This is a genomic window from Caulobacter segnis ATCC 21756 (assembly GCF_000092285.1).
Lineage (GTDB): Bacteria > Pseudomonadota > Alphaproteobacteria > Caulobacterales > Caulobacteraceae > Caulobacter > Caulobacter segnis.
Genome location: NC_014100.1, coordinates 1,763,875 through 1,782,216, shown reverse-complemented (window position 1 = coordinate 1,782,216; position 18,342 = coordinate 1,763,875). Strand labels below are relative to the sequence as shown.

The following is an 18,342-nucleotide window of genomic DNA, read 5'->3' as shown; positions in this document are numbered from 1 at the left end:
AAGCTCCATGAGGAATCGGCCCCATTTGCGCCTGGCGTGTGACAGTTGTTCCCGCCGCCTCTCGCGACCGTCCGGAAAATCCGGACTCGCCCGGATCAGGGCCGCCGCACGCGCCAGGCGAAGACCGTGGCGGCCGCCAGCAAGACCGCCGCGCCCGCCTGGTGCAGGACGCCCAGGCTGATCGGCACGGCCGCCATCAGCGTCCAGACGCCCAGACCCGCCTGCAGGACGACGATCACCGCGAGGGCGGCGGCGGCGGCCTTGCTGCCCGGGGCCAGGGGCCTGTCGCGTCGAGCGATCACGGCGATGGCGATACCCGCGACGAACAGGGCGTAGGCCATCAGGCGGTGATGCAATTGCACTGCGCCATGGCTGTGCGCCAACGTCCCCCAGAAGCCGTCCCCGAAATAGTCGGCGGGGAAGAAGCGCCCGTTCATCAGCGGCCAGTCGTTGTAGACGAGACCGGCGTCATTGCCGGCCACCAGGGCGCCCAGCAGGCTCTGAAAGAAGATCGCGCCCAGGAAGGCCAGCGCCCAGCCCCCCGCCAGGACGAACGTTCCTCGACGCGCGGCGAGCCGCTCCAGGCGTCCAGGGCGGTCCAGATCAAGACCACGAACAACGCCAAGGCCAGCCCCAGATGCGTCATCAGCCGCTCGGGCGCGACCGAGACCCGCTCGGAGAGGCCGCTGGACACCATCCACCAGCCGACCAGGCCTTGCAGGCCGCCCAGGCCCAGCATCACGGCGCATCGCCAGATCAGGCGGCGCGGAATGTCCCGGCGGATCAGGAAGATGATGAAGGGAATCGCGAAAACCGCGCCCACGGTCCGACCCAACAGGCGGTGCGCCCACTCCCACCAGAAGATTCCCTTGTAGCCTTCCAGCGTCATGTCCGGATTGACGAGCTGGTACTGCGGGATCTGCTTGTAGAGCTCGAAACTCTCCCGCCAGGCCTGGTCCGACAGGGGCGGCAGCGCGCCCATGATCGGCTTCCATTGGGTGATCGAGAGGCCCGAATCCGTCAGGCGGGTCGCGCCGCCGACGACGACCATGGCGAAAACCATGGCGGCCACGATGAAGAGCCAGATCGCGACGGGACGCGAACGGTCGGAACGCAGGAAAGACGTCATGGAGTCGGAAAAGCGTCACTTCTGGGCCGAAATGCGGCCGAACCTTCCCTACGCCCCCCGTGCGTGCGCATCAATGCCGTAAGCCTACGCATGACGAGGCGCGCGCATCATGGCAAAAGCGCTGTCTAGGAGGAGCGGATGAGCGGTACGGGCGTCTTCGCGGCCGCGATCGTCGGCATCATCGCCGGCTGGATCGCCGATCTTGTTCTCGATCGACGCCACTCGCTGTTCAGCAAGCTCTTGATCGGCGTGATCGGCGCGTTCATCGGAGCGTTCACGGCCACGCGCATCGCTTTTCCCGTCGACGGACTCATCGGCGAATTGACGGTCTCGAGCGTGGGCGCCGTCCTGTTCCTGGCCGTGCTCGGCCTTATTCGGAGACCCGCTTGAGCGTTCCCCTCATTCCGGCCCGCCTGCGCAAGCTGCTCGGCTCGATCGCGGTGATGGCCGTGCTGTTCGCCTGGATCTGGGTCTTCACCAGCCTCTACGACCGCCTGCCGCAGAATCGCGTCGTGCACCTGGCCTACTTCGTGGCGCTGGGCATGGGCTGGATCCTGCCGGTGATCCCGCTGATCTCGTGGATGGGCAAGGCCGACAAGCCGGTCGTGAAATAAAGCGCCGGACATGAAAAAGGGCCGCCTTTCGGCGACCCTTTCGGCTTCCGCAATTCCCGAAGGAAATGGTCGGAGCGACAGGATTCGAACCTGCGACCCCTTGACCCCCAGTCAAGTGCGCTACCAGGCTGCGCCACGCTCCGACGCGGAAGAGGCGCCCTTATAGGCGCCGGTCAGGGGTTGGGCAACAGCCATTTCGGACGAAATCGCGGGACCGGAAAAGACCCTACCGCGACAGCAGTCCATCGAGCCGGGATTTCACCTCGGTAAGGTCGAGCAACATGAAGGCCAGACGCTCGCGAGCCCCGTCATCCAGGGTTCGGTTGCTCCGATCGGAAGCGCCGTAGTCGATATCGACGGCCAGCTTGGCGGAGCCATTGGCGCCCAGCCCCGCCGCGATCACCTGCGCCAGACCATGGTCGCGATGCAGCTTCTGCACGCCCTTGATGGTCAGGCCTTCGCTATGGAGCAAGGTGCGGACGCCGTTGAGCACGGCCACGTCCTGCGGGCGATAGAAGCGCCGCCCGCCGGCGCGTTTCATGGGACGAATGAAGGAGAACTTGGTCTCCCAGAAGCGTAGGACGTGCTGCGGCACGCCAAGCTCCTCGGCGGCTTCGGAGATCGTGCGGAAGGCGTTCGGCCCCTTCGCCACCGCACGAATCCTAGTCGCCCAAGGCGCGGTCGATTCGCGCCTTCATGACCTGGGAAGCGCGGAAGCCGATCACGCGCCGGGGCTCGATCTCCGCGGGCTCGCCCGTCTTGGGATTGCGCCCCATCCGCGCCCGCTTGGAGCGCACCTGGAAGACGCCGAAACCGGAAAGCTTGACCGTCTCGCCCTTCTCGAGGGCCTCGGCCACCAGATCCAGGGTGCGTTCGACGAGGCCGGCGCAGTCCTGACGGGTCAGCCCGACCTCCTCGTGGACCGCCTCGCATAGGTCGGCCCGGGTCAAAGTAGAGCCCTTCATGCAACCCCCTCCACGCGTATCCTGGCGGCCCCGAGACCACCTCCGATAGAGCACTCGCGGCGGATAAGGACTGATTGCGGTCGCCCTCAACCGACCGCGCCCTCACCCACCGATGACCTCATGCCGTGATTATCGCGTGAAGTCAAAGGCTCAAGGTCAACAGTTCATGCCAGCCGCGAAGGCCGCGCCATGATGCGCGTCAAAGGCGCAGAACGCAGGCGCCCCAGGTCAAACCGCCGCCCATGGCCTCGAGCAACAGCAGGTCGCCCTTCTTGATCCGGCCGTCGTTGATCGCATGAGCCAGCGCCAGCGGAATCGAGGCGGCGGACGTGTTGGCGTGAATCGCGACGGTCGAGACGACCTTGTTCTCGTCGATGCCGCAGCGATGAGCGACACCTTGGAGGATGCGTTGATTGGCCTGGTGGGGGATGAACCAGTCGACATTCGCGACGTCGACACCGGCCTTGTCGGCGGCGGCGTGAATCGCTTCGGAGATGTTGACCACGGCGTGCTTGAAGACCTGGTTGCCCAGCATCCGCAGCTTGCCGACCGTGCCCGTCGTCGACGGCCCGCCGTCGACATAGAGCAGGTCCTGCTTGGTGCCGTCGGCGCGGAGGGCGAAGCCCAGCATGCCGCGATCGGCGGTCGTCCCCTCGCCTTCGCCAGCTTCCAGCACGACCGCGCCGGCGCCGTCGCCGAACAGCACGCAGGTGCCGCGGTCGCTCCAGTCCATCAGCCGGGTCATGGTCTCGGCGCCGATGACCAGGGCGCACTTGGCGTTGCCGCGCGCCACGAAGCCGTCGGCGACGCTGAGCGCATACACAAAGCCCGAGCAGACCGCCTGGACGTCGAAGGCGATGCCGACCGGCGCGCCCAGCTTGCGCTGGACGATCGTGGCGACGGCCGGGAAGGTCAGGTCGGCGGTCGTGGTCGCGACGATGATCAGATCGACATCGGCGGCGGTCTTGCCGGCGGCGGCCAGCGCCTCCTTGGCGGCCTCGAAGGCGAGGTCCGAGACGGGCTGGTCGTCGGCGGCCTGATGGCGCTGGCGGATGCCCGTGCGCTCGACGATCCACTCGTCGCTGGTGTCGACGAACTTGGCCAGATCGTCGTTGGTCACGACCTTGGGCGGCAGGTAGGCGCCGACGCCGGTCACTACGCTACGAACTACGCTCACTCGGCCGCTCCCTGGGGATCCACGCCGGGATTGGGCTCCTCGCCGGAGGCCTCGTCCTTGGCCGCGGCGGCGGTCAGGCGTTTCAGATTTCTGTCGATCTCGGCGCGGAAATCGCTGCGCGCGAGGTTGGTCGCAACCCGGATCGCCGAGGCGAAACCGCCCGCGTCCGCGCCGCCGTGGCTCTTGACCACGATTCCATTGAGGCCCAGCAGCGGTCCTCCGTTCACCCGGCCCGGATCGAGGCGCTGGCGCATCTTCTTCAGCGCGCCCGAGGCGATCGCCGCGCCCAGCATGGCCAGCGGCGTCGAGGTCAGGGTGCTCTTGATCTCGTTCGAGAAGAATCGGGCCAAGCCCTCGGCGGTCTTCAGGGCCACATTGCCGGTGAAGCCGTCGGTGACGACGACGTCGACGGTGCCATAGGCGATATCCGTGCCCTCGACGAAGCCGTGATAGTCGAAGTCCAGCTTGGCTTCACGCAGGATGGCGTGCGCCTCGCGCACCTCCTCGTGACCCTTCTGTTCCTCGGAGCCGACGTTCAGCAGGCCCACGGTCGGCCGATGCGAGCCGTGCACCGCGTGGTGGAAGGCCGCGCCCATGATGGCGAACTCGACCAACTGGTCGGCGTCGCTCTCGACATTGGCGCCGACGTCCAACACCGCCGTCACGCCCTTCATGGTCGGCCAGTTGGCGACGATGGCGGGACGCTCCAGGTCCGCGCCCATCCGCAGGATCAGTTTGGAGATCGCCATCAGCGCGCCGGTGTTGCCGGCCGAGACGCAGGCGTGCGCCTCGTTCTCGCGCAGCGCCTCGATGGTGTTCCACATGCTCGAGCCCTTGCCCCGGCGCATGGCCTGGGCGGGCTTTTCGTCCATGCCGATCGCCTTGTCGCAATGGCGGACTTCGCTGACCGCCTTGGCGGCGGGGTGTTTGGCCAGTTCCGCCTCGATGGCGGCCCCTTCGCCGTGCAGTAGGAAGCGCACGCCCGGCAGCGCCTGGGCCGCCAGAGCGACGCCAGGCACGACGATGGACGGGCCGTGATCGCCGCCCATGGCGTCGATCGAGATGACTACGGATTGAGACACGTGGCGCTGAGAGCTCCGGCAGGCGGCCCGGCCGCCCCTCAAGGCGGCGGACGATACATCCGCGTGAATATCACGCAAGCGGTCGAGTCGGGGCGTTTAGCCCTGATCGTCCTTCAAATTCAGCCCCTTCAGCGCCGCGAAAGGCGATAATTCCACCGGCTCGGGCGGCTGGACGAACACCGCGCCCGGTTTGCGGGGGAACGGATCCAGTTCCAGCGCCAGATGCTCGATCACATAGCCGGACACGTCCACGGTCTGGCCTTCCAGCACGTCGGGCGGATCGTCGCCGTCGGGATCGGCGCCCAGATCGCCGAACTCTTCCTGCGGCGCGTTCTCGCTGTTGGCCGGCAAGACGCGGAGATTGAAGCGGGCGTCGATCGGGGTCTCGAAATCATCGGCGGTGGCGCTGCAGGTCTGGACCACGCGCGCGCGCAGGACGCCGGAAACCTCAGCGCCATCCAGCCACGACGTCAGAAACACCTCGGCCGAAAGCGCTTCCAGGCTGACGATTCCCAGCTGCTTGGCGATCGCGCTGCGTTGCTCTTCGCTCGGCTCCAGGCGCAGTTTCACGGCGCCACGATCCACCTGGGACAGCGGAATCTCGCAAGGCCAGGGCGCGGTCACAGGGTCGGCCAAGTCACATCTCCTTGCAGCAGGGCGTCCAGCGGCAGGTCCGCCAGCGCCGCGCGCGTCTTGATCAAATAGGAAGTCAAGGCGGCGACGTCGCCCTCGCCTCTTTCCTCGAACGCGGTGCGGGCCAGGAAGTCGCGCGTCGCCGCATCCTCCGGCAGGCTGGCGACGGCCTCGTCATAAGCCTTCAGGCGGCCGTAGAAGGCGCCGGCCAGCTTCTTCATCTTCTTGCCGACCGCGGTGTCGGCCACGCCGATCTCGCGGAAGGCGTCGTCGAGACCCTTCACATAAGAATCGAACACCGCCTGGGAGGTCTCCGCCGCCGCGTCGCCCTGTCCTTTCAGGCGCTCGATCAGGAAGATCACATGCAGGCTGAACAGCTCGAACCGGCCTTCCATCGAGTCGCGGACGCCGAAATCGCGGTAGAAAGCGGCGGAACGCGCCTGCGCCACGGCCGAAGCATAGAGCTTGGCTCCCGCCGCCTTGGCGGGCCTGGGCTTCAGCCATCGATCCAGAAACATGAAACGCCTCGATTTCGCCGCGACATCCCGCTAGAGGCGGGGTCCGCTTTCACGCGGGCATTGAACTAAGCTCCCGCGGGCGATAGGTCAAAGTCTGCATTTTTCCGGTTCGGAGCCTTGATGTCTCGCCCCGCCGTTTTCGCCGCCGCTGTTCTGGCCCTGGCCCTCGCCACTTCGGCCTGCACGCCGCTGACGAGCTATTCCGGGTTCCAGGCCATCGAGGCCAAGCCCGCCGACATGAAGGTTGGCGAGGACAGCAAGTCCACCTTGATGGAGAAGCTGGGTTCGCCGTCGGCGGTTTCGACCTTCGACAACAACACCTGGTACTACATCTCGCAGACCACCGACCGCGTCGCTTTCTACTATCCGCGCGTCATCAAGCGCGACGTCGTGGCGATCAAGTTCAACCCGGCCGACGAGAAGGTCGCCTCGGTGAGCACCTACACGCTGAAGGACGGCAAGGTCATCGCCTACAATGGCCGTGAGACCCCGACCCGCGGCCGCGAGATGACCATCCTCGAGCAGCTGCTCGGCAACGTCGGCCGTGGCGGCATGCTGCCTCAGGATGACGAGGCCCCCGGCCAACGCCCCGGCGATCGCCGTTAAGCCAGCAAGCCTTTCAAGGTTTACGAAAGCCGCTCGCCGCAAGGCGGGCGGCTTTCTTTTTGGTCCAACAAGTATTCAAACCGAACACGCAACGCAGCACGGCGATTTACTATGAATGTGAAATTGACCGTACTTTTTGAGACAGATTGTCGCACTATAAACTCTCCATAAACCCAGTTCGGACAATCCTCGAATTCTGTCGCAGCCAGTTGCTCGACAACGAATTCACGGAAGCGGAAGGAGGCGCGCTGTGGAGACAACGGACCTTCGTGCGCTGTCCATCCTGCTGATCGACGACAACGCCAACATGCGTCGGGTGATCACGACGATCCTGAAATCGGCCGGCGTGCGTAAGATCTACGAGGCCGACGACGGTCTGGGCGCACTGCGGATCTTCCAGTCCAAGGAGATCGACATCATCTTCACCGACCTGGTGATGCAGCCTGTGGACGGCCTGGCGTTCGTCAAATGGGTCCGCACCTCGACGGCCAGCCCCAATCGCTATGCGCCGATCATCATGATGACCGGCCACGCCACGCAACGGACCTTGAACGACGCGCGCATGGCCGGCGTCACCGAATTCCTCGTCAAGCCGCTGACGGCGCGGACGGTGATGCATCGGATCAACGAGATCATCAACAATCCCCGCCCCTTCGTGCAGGCCCGGGAATATTTCGGTCCCTGCCGTCGACGCCGCATCGACCACGACTTCGTCGGCGTCGAGCGACGCGGCGATGTGCCCATCGACGTGATTCCACGGGTCCAGGACGCGCCGGTCGAGATGGATCCGGAAGACGTCTACTGAAGCCTCCAAAGACAAACGCCCCGGAGTCTCCTCCGGGGCGTTCCAGTTTCAGGCTTGCCGTATGATCAGCCGCCGTGGGCCAGGACCGCCAGCAGCAGCAGAGCCACGATGTTGGTGATCTTGATCATCGGGTTCACGGCGGGACCCGAGGTATCCTTGTAGGGATCGCCGACGGTGTCGCCCGTGACGGCGGCCTTGTGGGTCTCGCCGCCCTTCTTGTGCAGGACGCCGTTCTTGTCGGTGAAACCTTCCTCGATCACCTTCTTGGCGTTGTCCCAGGCGCCGCCGCCGCTGGTCATCGAGATGGCGACGAAGAGACCGGTGACGATGACGCCCATCAGCATGGCGCCGAGAGCGGCAAACGCGTCGACCTTGCCGGCGATGGCCTTGATCACGAAGAACAGCACCACCGGCGAGACGACCGGCAGCAGGCTGGGCACGATCATCTCGCGAATGGCCGCCTTGGTCAGGATGTCGACGGCGCGGCCGTATTCCGGCTTCACCTCGCCCGTCATGATGCCGGGGTTCTCGCGGAACTGACGACGCACCTCGGCGACGACCGACTCGGCCGCGCGGCCGACGGCGGTCATGGACATGCCGCCGAACAGGAACGGCAGCAGGCCGCCGAACAGCAGGCCGACCACGACGTAGGGGTTCGAGAGGTCGAAGGTCACCGGACCCATGCCGTCGAAGAAGCTGCCCGGCGTCGCATTGGCCGAGAAGAACTTCAGGTCTTCGGTATAGGCGGCGAACAACACCAGGGCGCCCAGGCCGGCCGAACCGATGGCGTAGCCTTTGGTTACGGCCTTGGTGGTGTTGCCCACGGCGTCCAGGGCGTCGGTGGTGACGCGGACTTCCGGCGGCAGACCCGCCATCTCGGCGATGCCGCCGGCGTTGTCGGTGACCGGGCCGAAGGCGTCCAGCGCGACGATGAAGCCGGCCAGCGACAGCATGGTCGTGGTGGCGATCGCGATGCCGAACAGACCGGCCAGGTTATAGGTGACCACGATGCCGACGATGATGGTCAGAGCCGGCAGGGCCGTGGCCTCCAGCGACATGGCCAGGCCCTGGATCACGTTCGTGCCATGGCCCGAGACCGAGGCCTGCGCCACCGACTTCACCGGACGGAAGTTGGTGCCGGTGTAGTACTCGGTGATCATCACGATCGCGGCCGTGACGGCCAGGCCGACCAGACCGCAATAGAACAGGCCGTCGGCCGTGTAGGTGCGGGCTTCCGTGACGACCGGAGCCGGGACCAGTTGGTGCAGCACGTACCAGACCGCCGGGATCGACAGGACCCCGGTCACGATCAGGCCCTTGTAGAGCGCGCCCATGATGTTCTGGCTCTTGCCCAGACGGACGAAGAACGCGCCGATGATCGAGGTGACGATGCAGACCGCGCAGATGGCCAGCGGCAGCAGCATCATCGCGCCGACCGCCTCGTGGCCGCGGAAGAAGATCGCCGCCAGGACCATGGTCGCGACCGTGGTCACGGCGTAGGTCTCGAACAGGTCGGCGGCCATGCCGGCGCAGTCGCCGACATTGTCGCCGACGTTGTCGGCGATGGTCGCGGCGTTGCGGGGGTCATCCTCGGGGATGCCGGCCTCGACCTTGCCCACCAGATCGCCGCCCACGTCGGCGCCCTTGGTGAAGATGCCGCCGCCGAGACGCGCGAAGATGGAGATCAGCGAGGCGCCGAAGCCCAGGGCCACCAGGGCGTCAACGACGCTGCGGCCGGTGGGCTCGAGGCCGAGGACCTCGGTCAGCACCCAGTAGTAGCCCGCCACGCCCAGCAGCGCGAAACCCGCCACCAGCATGCCGGTGATCGCGCCCGAGGTGAACGCCAGCGACAGACCCTTGGCGAGCCCTTCGGAGGCGGCCTGGGCGGTGCGGACATTGGCTCGAACCGAGATCAGCATGCCGGCGAAACCCGCCGCGCCCGACAGCACCGAGCCGACCAGGAAGCCGAGGGCGGCCCACAGGCCGATCAGCAGATAGACGGCGACGAGGATGACCGCGCCGACGATTGCAATGGTGAGGTATTGCCGCCGCAGATAGGCCTGGGCCCCTTCCTGGATCGCCGCGGCGATCTCCTGCATGCGTGCGTTGCCGGCCGAGGCCCGCATCAGACTGGCCGTCTGCACGGCGCCGTACAGCACCGCCAGAAGCCCGGCCCCGATGGCCAGATAAAGCCAAAGACTCATTAGGTTCTTCGCCCCTTCGCGCTTCTTTGCAACGAGGGGACGCCGATCCGTCGGCGGCGACCTTGAGCCAACTCAAACAAGCCAACTCAATCGCCGTCGAGGTCGACAGGCGGGCCTTTGTGGCCTCGTGCCCCCTCGTTCTCCCTGAAATGACGGCCGAACGGCGTCATCCGAAGGACACTGTCAGATGCCCGGGAGGCGCGCAACCCGCGTCGGCGCAAGCGATTCCGCGCCGATCGAGCGTCTGTGGGCGTGGTCAGGGGCTCGGCGTGTCCGGCTTCTGCTGGAGCGCGCGCAGGGTCGCCGCGTTCGGCGGCATCACGTGCTTGCGCGGAACCTGCTTGGCGATCTCGACGGCGGCCACCTTGCCCTTGCCGAAAAGGGTCGCGCACTGGCCGAGCACGAAGGCCTGAAGGCGCGGTCCGTCGACTTCCTGCCAAGTGTCCGGCCGAACAAAGGGAGTCCGGTAAGCCGCCCGCATGATGGCGTCGCGCAGCGCGGGCTCCTGAGCCTTGAAGCTCTCGACCTCGGTGCCGGATGTCAGCTTCAGCGTCAGGGCCACGAAGACGTAGTTCACGATCCGGCCGTTGGCGATGATCGGGATCGTCATCGAGCCGAGCTTGTAGGTGGGATCGAGCGCCTGGCCCTCCCCTTCCTTCTTCTTCTCGGAGCTGGCGAAGGCGGGACCGGCCATCATCGCGCTGGCGGCGAGGCTCAGGATCAATCGGCGCGAAAGGGTCGGGCTCATGCTCGGCTTCTACCAAGCGGGGCTTGATATTCCCCTACCAGCTGGAGCTCGCCCATTTGGAAAGCGGCGGGCGCCGAAGCCATTCACCGCTCGGGCGCCGCGCTCTATCCGTGCAGCCAGCCCAGGCGCGACGGCGTCACGTCACGGCCTTTGTAGTAGGCCGAAACGCCCTCGCCTTCGACGAACTCGCCGATCTCGCTGACCTTGACGCCCGCCGCGGCGGCGGCGATGCGGAAGTTCCAGGCCTCGTTGGGGTCGACGGCGCAGACGATCTCGTAGTCGTCGCCGCCGGACGCCAGGGAGATCCGCCCCTCGACCTGCTCGGGTTGAAGATCCAGCCAGGCTTGCCCGCCCGGCGACAGCGGCAGGCGCTCCAGGTCGACCCGCACGCGGCAGCCGCTGGCCTTGGCGATGTGGCTGCTGTCGGCCAGCAGGCCGTCGGAGACGTCGGCGGCGGCCTTGGCGTGCTGGCGCATGGACTCGCGAAGGCCAATGCGCGGCTCGGGCTGGCGATAACGGCGAAGAAGCCCGCCATCTGGATCGGCCACCTCGCCCCATTGGGCCAGCAGGCCTAGCCAGCCGTCGCCGATCGTGCCGGACACCATGAGCTTGTCGCCAGGCTTGGCGCCCCGACGCAGGATCGCCTCGCCCTGGGGAACCCAGCCCAGCAGGGTCGCCGACAGCACGAGCGGGCCCGACGTCGTGACCGTGTCGCCGCCCAGCAGAGAGATGTCGAAGAGCGCGCCGTCTTCCGCCAAGCCGCGGGCGAAGGTCTCGCGCGAGGTGACGTCGGAACCCGACGGCCAGCCGACGGACAGGAAATAGCCGTAGGGCTCTGCGCCCTTGGCCGCGAGATCGGAGAGATTGGTGCGCAGCAGCTTGCGCGCGACCACGTCCAGCGCCTCGTCGACCAGGAAGTGCACCCCGCCGACCATGGCGTCCTTGGTGACCACCAGGTCATAGCCCGGACGCGAGGGCAGCACGGCGGCGTCGTCCAGCAGATCGAGCGCAGCGGGGTCGCCGCGCGTCAGCGGCCGCAGCAGACGTTCGATATGGTCGAACTCGGTCGCGGGCGCCACCGCTGTGGATGGCGCCTCGTCTTCAGCGAACCAGTCTTCTTCGTCAGTCTCTTGCATCACGAGCGATCGCGTCGAGGGCGCCATTGATGAAGCCTGCCTCAGGACCCTCAAAAAAGGATTTCGCTATCTCGACATACTCATTGATGACGACTTCGGTCGGAACGTCGGGCCGATACATCAATTCGTAGGCGCCCGCGCGCAGGACCGCGCGCGCGGTGGCGTCCAGGCGTTCGAGCCGCCAGCCAGAAGCCAGACGCTTGACGATTCCCTGATCCACCTTGGCCTGATGGGCCACAACCCCCTTAGCCAGCTCGGCGAAGAAGGTCTCGTCGGCCGCCGCCAGGCGTTCGCCCTCGACGTCGCGATCGAAGCGGTGCTCGGAAAACTCGCGGATGACCGAGTCGACGCCGGCCCCCGAAACTTCCATTTGGTAAAGAGCCTGGATGGCCGCCAGGCGCGCGACGGAGCGCGGTTGGGTGCGGGGTGCGCTCATCTGCCGCGCCCCAAAAGCTGACGTTTCAGCGCGATCGTCTCGAGACAGGCCTTGGCGGCCGCGCCGCCGCGGTCGCCTTCGCTGACCCGGGCGCGCGCCCAGGCCTGCTGCTCGTCGTCGACGGCCAGCACGCCGAAGCCGATCGGCAGGCGGCGACCGATGCCCAGATCCTGAAGACCCCGGGCGGTCTCGTTGGAGACGAGCTCGAAATGGTAGGTCTCGCCGCGGATCACGCAGCCGAGGGCGACATAGCCGTCATAACGCCGGCCCACCGGGCCTTGACCGGCGTCTTCCGCCAGGGCGATGGCCGTCGGGATCTGAAGCGCGCTGGAGACCGTGATCACGTCATACTCCGCCCCATAGGCTTCGATCGCCTGGGCGGCCCCGCGCAGCAGCTCGTCGGAGACGCCCGAATGGCTTCGGCCCTCCACGATCAACAGGCGGATGTTGTCTTCAACCATCTAGCTCGACTCTCCACGGCCGCGTCGCGCGCGACCAGAAACACACATTAGGCTTAACGGACTATAGCTCTTCCTCGACGCTGTCGCTCAGCCCCTCTTCGGTGAGGAACTTGGCGAAGTCGCCGGTTTCCTTGAAATCGCGGTAGACCGAGGCGTAGCGGACATAGGCCACGTCATCGAGGGATTTCAACGCCTTCATGACCATTTCGCCGACCGTCGAGGACGGAAGCTCGGTCTCGCCCATGCTTTCGAGCTGGCGGACGATTCCGTTGATCATCCGCTCCACCCGTTCCGGGTCCACGGGGCGCTTCTGCATCGCCAGGGTGATCGAGCGCACAAGTTTGTCGCGATCGAACGGCGAACGCCGGCCCGATCGCTTCAGAATGATCAGCTCGCGCAGCTGGACGCGCTCGAAGGTCGTGAAACGGCCGCCGCACTCGGGGCACATTCGGCGACGACGGATCGCCGCGCCGTCTTCCGACGGACGGCTGTCCTTCACCTGACTTTCGGCGTGTCCGCAGAAGGGGCAGCGCATGATGTGGCCCCTCCCGCGAAGCCGCAGCGCGTTAGGCGAAAGTGTGAGCGGTTTCGCCGTTTAGCGCGCTGTAAATCTAAGAGGCTGAGCCTCTCTTGTACACAAGAGAGGCTCAGGCGCCATTAGTTGTAGATCGGGAACCGGCCCGTCAAGGCCAGCACTTCCTCGCGCACCTTGGCCTCGACCGCGGCGTTGCCGTCAGGACCGTTGGCGGCGAGACCGTTGACCACTTCGCCGATCAGCTCGCCGACGCGGGTGAACTCAGCTTCCTTGAAGCCACGCGTGGTGCCGGCCGGCGTGCCCAGGCGGATGCCCGAGGTGACGGTGAACGGCGCGGTGTCGAACGGCACGCCGTTCTTGTTGCAGGTCATGTGGGCGCGCTCGAGGCTGTGCTCGGCGTCGCGGCCGGTCACGCCCTTCGGACGCAGGTCGACCAGCATCAGGTGGCTGTCGGTGCCGCCCGAAACGATGTTGACGCCCGACTTCAGCAGCGCTTCCGACAGCGCCCGCGCATTGGCGATGACCTGGTGGGCGTAGGCCTTGAACGACGGCTGCAGCGCTTCGCCGAACGCGACCGCCTTGGCGGCGATCACATGCTCCAGCGGACCGCCTTGCAGGCCCGGGAAGACGGCCGAGTTGACCTTCTTGATGATGGCTTCGTCGTTGGTCAGCACCATGCCGCCACGCGGCCCCCGCAGGGTCTTGTGCGTGGTGGTGGTCACCACGTGCGCGTGCGGGATCGGGTTCGGATAGGCGCCGCCGGCGATCAGGCCCGCATAGTGGGCCATGTCGACCATCAGATAGGCGCCGATCGAATCGGCGATCTGGCGGAACTTGGCGAAGTCGATCTCGCGGCTATAGGCGCTGCCGCCGGCGATGATCAGCTTCGGCTTTTCGCGCTCGGCGATCTCGGCCACGCCGTCATAGTCGATCAGCTGGTCCTGCTGGCGCACGGAATAGGAAACCGGCTTGAACCACTTACCCGACTGGTTTGCGGGCGAGCCGTGGGTCAGGTGGCCGCCGGCGGCGAGGTCCATGCCCAGGAAGGTGTCGCCCGGCTGCAGCAGCGCCATGAACACGGCCTGGTTGGCCTGCGAGCCCGAGTGCGGCTGGACGTTGGCGAAGCCCGCGCCGAACAGCGCCTTGGCGCGCTCGATGGCGATGGTCTCGATCTCGTCGACATATTCGCAGCCGCCGTAATAGCGCTTTCCGGGATAGCCCTCGGCGTACTTGTTGGTCAGGATCGAGCCCTGAGCTTCCAGCACGGCCTTCGAGACGATGTTCTCGGAGGCGATCAGCTCGATCTGGTTCTGCTGCCGATCCAGTTCGCGACCGATACGATCGAAGATGTCACGGTCGGCGGTAGCGAGGTCCGCGCCGAAAAAGGCGCTGAGGTTGGCTTCAGTCATCACGCTCTCCTGGCGCTGCGGGGAGTCGGCAGAGGCGCCCTCTTTAACGAGATGGGCGCGGCAATCAATGTTGGAACCACATGTGAAGCTGTGCGTTGCAGTCGCTCAGGGCGGCTCTGTCGCCTCGCGAGATAACAACGGCAGCAACGAGAGTGGGATATCTCATGGCGTCTCAGGGCGGCGGCACTTCGGACACGGCAAGCAGCAACAGCCTCGACATCCTGGGGCTTAGCGCCGAGATCGTAGCGGCGTACGTAGGTCAGAACACCGTATCCCAGGCGGCCATCCCGGAGCTGATCCGCACGGTGCACGAGGCGCTCAGCACCTTGAACAACGGTGGCGAGCCTCCTCGGCCCGCCGAAAAGGCCAAGCCGGCCGTACCCGTGGGCCGCTCGGTTCAGCACGACTACATCGTCTGCCTGGAGGACGGGAAGAAGCTGAAGATGCTCAAGCGCTATCTTCGCTCGCACTACGACATGAGCCCGGAAGAATACCGTCGCAAGTGGGGCTTGCCGCCCGACTATCCGATGGTGGCGCCGGCCTACGCCGCGCGGCGCTCGGACTTCGCCAAGAAGATCGGTCTGGGCAAGGGCGTGCGGCGCGGTAGCTAGTCGCCCTCGGCGCTTCAGGCATGCGAACGCCGCCGGACTCCGGCGGCGTTTTTCATGTGTGCGAGGACGCGTTGAAAAGAAGCTGAAGGAGGCGTTTTCCCTAGGCCGCGTAGCCGCCCATCCGGGCGACGTTGCAGTGGGCCCACAGGGCTTCCATGGCGGAGACCAGCTTGCGCATCATCTCGTCGCTGTGGAACGGCGTGGGCGTGAAGCGCAGGCGCTCGGTGCCGCGCGGAACGGTCGGATAGTTGATCGGCTGCACATAGACGCCGTGATCGGCCAGCAGCATGTCGCTGATCATCTTGCAGTGGACGGGATCGCCAACCAGCACCGGGACGATGTGGCTGTCGTTCTCCATCACCGGCAGGCCGGCGGCCTTGAACATGGCCTTCAGGGTCGCCGCGCGCTCCTGATGGATCTCGCGCACTTCCGGGTGGGCCTTCAGCCAACGGACGCTGGCCAACGAGCCGGCCACCAGGGCTGGGGGCAGCGAGGTGGTGAAGATGAAGCCGGCCGCCATCAGGCGGATGGCGTCGATCACTTCGGTGTCGCCGGTGATATAGCCGCCCATCACGCCGAACGCCTTGCCCAGCGTGCCTTCGATGATGTCGATGTCGCCCATCAGGCCTTCGCGCTCGGCGACGCCGCCGCCGCGCGGACCGTACATGCCGACCGCGTGGACTTCGTCCAGATAGGTCATGGCGCCGTACTTCTTGGCCAGCGCGATGGTGCCGGCGATGTCGGCGATGTCGCCGTCCATCGAATAGACGCTTTCGAAGGCGATCAGCTTGGGCGCGTCCGCCGGCGCCGCGGCCAGCAGCTCCTCGAGATGCGCCAAGTCATTATGCTTGAAGATCTTGCGCGGGCCGCCGCCGTTGCGGATGCCGGCGATCATCGAGGCGTGGTTCAACTCGTCCGAGAAGATGATCAGGCCCGGCAGGATCTTCTGGACGACCGACAGAGTCGCTTCGTTCGAGACATAGCCCGAGGTGAACAACAGCGCGGCGTCCTTGCCGTGCAGATCGGCCAGTTCCTGCTCCAGCAGGACATGGTCGTGGTTCGTGCCGGAGATGTTGCGCGTGCCGCCCGAGCCCGAGCCATGCGCGTCGACCGCCGCCTTCATGGCGTCCAGAACGACGGGGTTCTGGCCCTGGCCGAGATAGTCGTTGCTGCACCAGACCACGACTTCGCGTTCCGAGCCGTCCTGGCGGGTCCAGCTGGCCCGAGGGAAAGCGCCGCGCTGACGCTTCAGGTCGGCGAAAACGCGGTAACGACCTTCGTCGCGGATCTGATCGACGGCGCTGCGGAACGCGGCTTTGTAGTCCATTGCGATCTCTAAACCGGCGGCCGATGGGCCCGGCGGTCCCCTTAATTCAGGCTCGGCTTTTCGCACCAAGCGTCTCTTGTGTCTATCTAAGGGCGTTTACCTAGCAAATGGAACTGGGCGTTTTGACCATCCCCCCAGACAAATCGCCGCGATAGTCAGGTCAGCTCCGCAAGCTTGCCGCGCAAAAGCTGGATCACCGCCGAGAAGTCCTTGGCCGCGAATCCGTTGGCGGCGAAAAGGGCGTAGAGGGCCTCGGCCTGGGCGCCCATCGGCGTAGCCGCCCCGGTCTGGGCGGCGGCCGCCTGGGCCAGCTTCAGATCCTTGAGCATCATGCCGGTGGCGAACCCGCCTTCATAATCCCGGTCGGCAGGAGTCTGTGGCCCGACGCCGGGCACGGGGCAGTAGGTGCTGAGCGACCAGCACTGCCCCGAGGACTTGTTGGCGATCTCGAAGAAGCTCTCGGCCGCCAGACCCAGCCTTTCGGCGAGGGCGAAGGCTTCGCAGACGCCGAGCATCGAGATTCCCAGCAACATGTTGTTGCAGATCTTCGCCGCCTGCCCCGCCCCATGCTCGCCGGCCCGGATCGTGGCGCGCGACATCGGCTCCAGCGCAGTCTCGACGGCCGCGAAGTCGGCCGCGCCACAGCCCACCATGAAGGCCAGGGTCCCGGCCTGGGCCGCCATCACCCCGCCCGACACCGGCGCGTCGGCGAAGCGGAAGCCCGCCTCCTCCGCCTGACGCCCGACGTCGCGGGCGGTCTCGACGTCGATTGTGGAGCAGTCGATGAGCAGAGCGGATTTCGGCGCGTTCTTGAGCACCTGCTCGCCATAGACCGAGCGCACGTGGGGACCGGCCGGCAGCATGGTGATCACCACCTCGGCGTCGGCGACCGCTTCGGCGACGGACGCGGCGGCCTGGCACCCGGCGGACACGGCGCGCGCCAAGGCGTCGGCTGCGAGGTCGAAGGCCCGGACCTGATGGCCCGCCCCCGCCTGATTGGCGGCCATGCCGCCCCCCATGTTCCCCAGCCCGATGAACGCGACGCGGGTCATCCGCTGCTCCCTGCGAAAGCGAACCGCGCCTCTTTGGGCGCGGTTCTTATGATCGTGCTTTTGTCCGTCAGCGCGCCGAGGCGGGCTTGCGGAACTTGTAGACGAACTGGTCGGTCTTGCCGCGGATCGACGGGTCGTAGACGTTGGCCTTCCGCGGGTCGGCCGGAGCGCGCAGCACCTTGCTTTCGCCTTCGAAGATGAAGCCCGCCGCCGTGACCTCGGACTTCACCACCGCCGAGTCGATCCGGTGCAGGTCCTCGGTGTTGCGCAGGCCCGACCCGGGCTCGGCCGAATGGTCGATGACCAGATAGACGCCGCCGGGCTTCAGGGCCTTGAAGATCTGGCGGTTTACGACCGACAGGTCGGCGGGGCCCATGAACTTGTCGTGCATGTCGTGATAGTTCTGGGCCGTGAACACCAGATCCAGCTTCTCGGGAGTCGAGAAGTTCGGCAGCTTGTTCAGGATCACGGTGACGTTCGAATAGGCGGGGTCGCGGGCGATGGCGTTCACCGTCGGCTCGCGGTTGGCCAGCTTGGTCAGTTCGTCCGGCACATAGGCGTAGACCTTGCCCTTGGGCCCCACCGCCTTCGAGAAGATTCGCGTGAAGTAGCCACCGCCTGGAATCAGGTCGGCCACCTTGGCGCCCGGCTTGACCCCGGCGAAGGCCAGCACCTCGCCCGGATGACGGGCCTGGTCGCGCACCATGTCGGCGGCGGGGCGCGACGGATCGCTGAGCGCGGCGGCGATGTTCGCGGGTATGGAGATGGAGGCCGACCCGGAAGGCGGGGGCGGAGGCGGTCCCAGCATCGGCTCGGTGGCGCAGGCGGCGAGGCCGAGCACGGCGACGAGACTGAGAAGCGGCTTACGCATGGCGATCCTTCCAAACCGACACT

General features: G+C 66.3%; 20 protein-coding genes, 1 tRNA gene and 2 pseudogenes. 5 read left to right on the top strand and 18 right to left on the bottom strand.

From position 1 onward, the window contains the following. Nucleotides 1-95 precede the first annotated feature (95 nt). A pseudogene (locus tag CSEG_RS08420) lies at nt 96-1,129 on the bottom strand (COX15/CtaA family protein). Nucleotides 1,130-1,267: 138 nt separating this feature from the next. Here CSEG_RS08420 and CSEG_RS08415 point away from each other — a divergent pair. After that, entirely contained in the window at nt 1,268-1,519 is a 252-nt protein-coding gene (locus CSEG_RS08415; protein WP_013078816.1) for a GlsB/YeaQ/YmgE family stress response membrane protein, read from the top strand. Beyond that, nucleotides 1,516-1,743 carry a DUF2842 domain-containing protein gene (locus tag CSEG_RS21530; RefSeq protein WP_013078815.1) on the top strand — a complete coding sequence of 76 codons (228 nt, stop codon included), beginning with the start codon at nt 1,516-1,518 and terminating at the stop codon, nt 1,741-1,743. Before CSEG_RS08415 ends, CSEG_RS21530 begins: the two co-directional genes overlap by 4 nt. 66 nt (nt 1,744-1,809) lie before the next feature. On the opposite strand, the gene CSEG_RS08410 is transcribed toward CSEG_RS21530, so the two are convergent. The 7 genes from CSEG_RS08410 to CSEG_RS08380 all read right to left on the bottom strand — a co-directional run bounded on the left by CSEG_RS08410 (nt 1,810) and on the right by CSEG_RS08380 (nt 6,118). Then, a tRNA-Pro gene (locus tag CSEG_RS08410) sits at nt 1,810-1,886 on the bottom strand. An 83-nt stretch (nt 1,887-1,969) separates the two neighbouring features. Further along, the gene (locus CSEG_RS08405) at nt 1,970-2,395 is read right to left on the bottom strand and encodes a MerR family transcriptional regulator (RefSeq protein ID WP_013078814.1); all 426 of its coding nucleotides are present in this window, start codon (nt 2,393-2,395) and stop codon (nt 1,970-1,972) included. Between the two features lie 10 nt (nt 2,396-2,405). After that, nucleotides 2,406-2,708, bottom strand: a complete 303-nt coding sequence (locus CSEG_RS08400) for an integration host factor subunit alpha (protein ID WP_013078813.1) — start codon at nt 2,706-2,708, stop codon at nt 2,406-2,408. A gap of 199 nt (nt 2,709-2,907) precedes the next feature. After that, nucleotides 2,908-3,885 carry a beta-ketoacyl-ACP synthase III gene (locus CSEG_RS08395; protein WP_013078812.1) on the bottom strand — a complete coding sequence of 326 codons (978 nt, stop codon included), beginning with the start codon at nt 3,883-3,885 and terminating at the stop codon, nt 2,908-2,910. Next, nucleotides 3,882-4,967, bottom strand: coding sequence for a phosphate acyltransferase PlsX (plsX, locus tag CSEG_RS08390; protein ID WP_083778365.1), 1,086 nt, complete (start codon nt 4,965-4,967; stop codon nt 3,882-3,884). The genes CSEG_RS08395 and plsX overlap by 4 nt, the downstream gene beginning before the upstream one ends. Nucleotides 4,968-5,063: 96 nt before the next feature. Then, complete coding sequence (locus CSEG_RS08385) at nt 5,064-5,603, bottom strand: YceD family protein (protein WP_013078810.1); 540 nt, start codon at nt 5,601-5,603, stop codon at nt 5,064-5,066. Continuing rightward, nucleotides 5,588-6,118, bottom strand: coding sequence for a ubiquinol-cytochrome C chaperone family protein (locus CSEG_RS08380; protein ID WP_013078809.1), 531 nt, complete (start codon nt 6,116-6,118; stop codon nt 5,588-5,590). The genes CSEG_RS08385 and CSEG_RS08380 overlap by 16 nt, the downstream gene beginning before the upstream one ends. Before the next feature lie 120 nt (nt 6,119-6,238). On the opposite strand from CSEG_RS08380, the gene CSEG_RS08375 reads away from it, so the two are divergent. Both CSEG_RS08375 and CSEG_RS08370 read left to right on the top strand, forming a co-directional pair. Then, complete coding sequence (locus CSEG_RS08375) at nt 6,239-6,724, top strand: outer membrane protein assembly factor BamE (protein ID WP_013078808.1); 486 nt, start codon at nt 6,239-6,241, stop codon at nt 6,722-6,724. A 250-nt stretch (nt 6,725-6,974) separates the two neighbouring features. Then, nucleotides 6,975-7,529 (top strand): response regulator, encoded by a 555-nt coding sequence (locus tag CSEG_RS08370; protein ID WP_013078807.1) that lies wholly within the window; start codon nt 6,975-6,977, stop codon nt 7,527-7,529. A gap of 65 nt (nt 7,530-7,594) precedes the next feature. Here CSEG_RS08370 and CSEG_RS08365 read toward each other — a convergent pair whose 3' ends face one another. The 7 genes from CSEG_RS08365 to glyA all read right to left on the bottom strand — a co-directional run bounded on the left by CSEG_RS08365 (nt 7,595) and on the right by glyA (nt 14,458). Continuing rightward, entirely contained in the window at nt 7,595-9,733 is a 2,139-nt protein-coding gene (locus CSEG_RS08365) for a sodium-translocating pyrophosphatase (RefSeq protein WP_013078806.1), read from the bottom strand. A gap of 256 nt (nt 9,734-9,989) precedes the next feature. Next, nucleotides 9,990-10,481 (bottom strand): hypothetical protein, encoded by a 492-nt coding sequence (locus CSEG_RS08360; RefSeq protein ID WP_013078805.1) that lies wholly within the window; start codon nt 10,479-10,481, stop codon nt 9,990-9,992. Between the two features lie 104 nt (nt 10,482-10,585). Continuing rightward, on the bottom strand, nt 10,586-11,644 hold the full coding sequence (thiL, locus tag CSEG_RS08355) for a thiamine-phosphate kinase (protein WP_013078804.1): 1,059 nt from the start codon (nt 11,642-11,644) through the stop codon (nt 10,586-10,588). Next, nucleotides 11,604-12,053 carry a transcription antitermination factor NusB gene (nusB, locus tag CSEG_RS08350; RefSeq protein WP_013078803.1) on the bottom strand — a complete coding sequence of 150 codons (450 nt, stop codon included), beginning with the start codon at nt 12,051-12,053 and terminating at the stop codon, nt 11,604-11,606. Before nusB ends, thiL begins: the two co-directional genes overlap by 41 nt. Continuing rightward, nucleotides 12,050-12,514 carry a 6,7-dimethyl-8-ribityllumazine synthase gene (gene ribH / locus CSEG_RS08345; RefSeq protein WP_013078802.1) on the bottom strand — a complete coding sequence of 155 codons (465 nt, stop codon included), beginning with the start codon at nt 12,512-12,514 and terminating at the stop codon, nt 12,050-12,052. The genes nusB and ribH overlap by 4 nt, the downstream gene beginning before the upstream one ends. Nucleotides 12,515-12,575: 61 nt before the next feature. Further along, nucleotides 12,576-13,049, bottom strand: coding sequence for a transcriptional regulator NrdR (nrdR, locus tag CSEG_RS08340; RefSeq protein ID WP_013078801.1), 474 nt, complete (start codon nt 13,047-13,049; stop codon nt 12,576-12,578). 122 nt (nt 13,050-13,171) lie between these two features. Further along, nucleotides 13,172-14,458 (bottom strand): serine hydroxymethyltransferase, encoded by a 1,287-nt coding sequence (gene glyA / locus CSEG_RS08335; protein ID WP_013078800.1) that lies wholly within the window; start codon nt 14,456-14,458, stop codon nt 13,172-13,174. 164 nt (nt 14,459-14,622) lie between these two features. Here glyA and CSEG_RS08330 point away from each other — a divergent pair, with 164 nt between their 5' ends. Next, nucleotides 14,623-15,069 (top strand): Ros/MucR family transcriptional regulator, encoded by a 447-nt coding sequence (locus tag CSEG_RS08330; RefSeq protein WP_013078799.1) that lies wholly within the window; start codon nt 14,623-14,625, stop codon nt 15,067-15,069. Between the two features lie 100 nt (nt 15,070-15,169). Here CSEG_RS08330 and hemA read toward each other — a convergent pair whose 3' ends face one another. The 3 genes and pseudogenes from hemA to CSEG_RS08315 all read right to left on the bottom strand — a co-directional run bounded on the left by hemA (nt 15,170) and on the right by CSEG_RS08315 (nt 18,319). Beyond that, nucleotides 15,170-16,396, bottom strand: coding sequence for a 5-aminolevulinate synthase (gene hemA, locus CSEG_RS08325; RefSeq protein ID WP_013078798.1), 1,227 nt, complete (start codon nt 16,394-16,396; stop codon nt 15,170-15,172). A gap of 155 nt (nt 16,397-16,551) precedes the next feature. Beyond that, nucleotides 16,552-17,472, bottom strand: a pseudogene (gene mmsB / locus CSEG_RS08320) (3-hydroxyisobutyrate dehydrogenase); the annotation flags it as partial. A gap of 43 nt (nt 17,473-17,515) precedes the next feature. Further along, nucleotides 17,516-18,319, bottom strand: a complete 804-nt coding sequence (locus tag CSEG_RS08315) for a class I SAM-dependent methyltransferase (RefSeq protein WP_013078796.1) — start codon at nt 18,317-18,319, stop codon at nt 17,516-17,518. Nucleotides 18,320-18,342: the final 23 nt, after the last annotated feature.

Excerpts from the sequence above, each read along its gene's own strand:
- CSEG_RS08415 (WP_013078816.1), top strand. The coding sequence starts at position 1,268 with ATGAGCGGTACGGGCGTCTTCGCGGCCGCGATCGTCGGCATCATCGCC.
- CSEG_RS08400 (WP_013078813.1), bottom strand. The coding sequence starts at position 2,708 with ATGAAGGGCTCTACTTTGACCCGGGCCGACCTATGCGAGGCGGTCCAC.
- CSEG_RS08380 (WP_013078809.1), bottom strand. The coding sequence starts at position 6,118 with ATGTTTCTGGATCGATGGCTGAAGCCCAGGCCCGCCAAGGCGGCGGGA.
- CSEG_RS08375 (WP_013078808.1), top strand. The coding sequence starts at position 6,239 with ATGTCTCGCCCCGCCGTTTTCGCCGCCGCTGTTCTGGCCCTGGCCCTC.
- CSEG_RS08365 (WP_013078806.1), bottom strand. The coding sequence starts at position 9,733 with ATGAGTCTTTGGCTTTATCTGGCCATCGGGGCCGGGCTTCTGGCGGTG.
- CSEG_RS08360 (WP_013078805.1), bottom strand. The coding sequence starts at position 10,481 with ATGAGCCCGACCCTTTCGCGCCGATTGATCCTGAGCCTCGCCGCCAGC.
- thiL (WP_013078804.1), bottom strand. The coding sequence starts at position 11,644 with ATGGCGCCCTCGACGCGATCGCTCGTGATGCAAGAGACTGACGAAGAA.
- nusB (WP_013078803.1), bottom strand. The coding sequence starts at position 12,053 with ATGAGCGCACCCCGCACCCAACCGCGCTCCGTCGCGCGCCTGGCGGCC.
- ribH (WP_013078802.1), bottom strand. The coding sequence starts at position 12,514 with ATGGTTGAAGACAACATCCGCCTGTTGATCGTGGAGGGCCGAAGCCAT.
- nrdR (WP_013078801.1), bottom strand. The coding sequence starts at position 13,049 with ATGCGCTGCCCCTTCTGCGGACACGCCGAAAGTCAGGTGAAGGACAGC.
- glyA (WP_013078800.1), bottom strand. The coding sequence starts at position 14,458 with ATGACTGAAGCCAACCTCAGCGCCTTTTTCGGCGCGGACCTCGCTACC.
- CSEG_RS08330 (WP_013078799.1), top strand. The coding sequence starts at position 14,623 with ATGGCGTCTCAGGGCGGCGGCACTTCGGACACGGCAAGCAGCAACAGC.
- hemA (WP_013078798.1), bottom strand. The coding sequence starts at position 16,396 with ATGGACTACAAAGCCGCGTTCCGCAGCGCCGTCGATCAGATCCGCGAC.
- CSEG_RS08315 (WP_013078796.1), bottom strand. The coding sequence starts at position 18,319 with ATGCGTAAGCCGCTTCTCAGTCTCGTCGCCGTGCTCGGCCTCGCCGCC.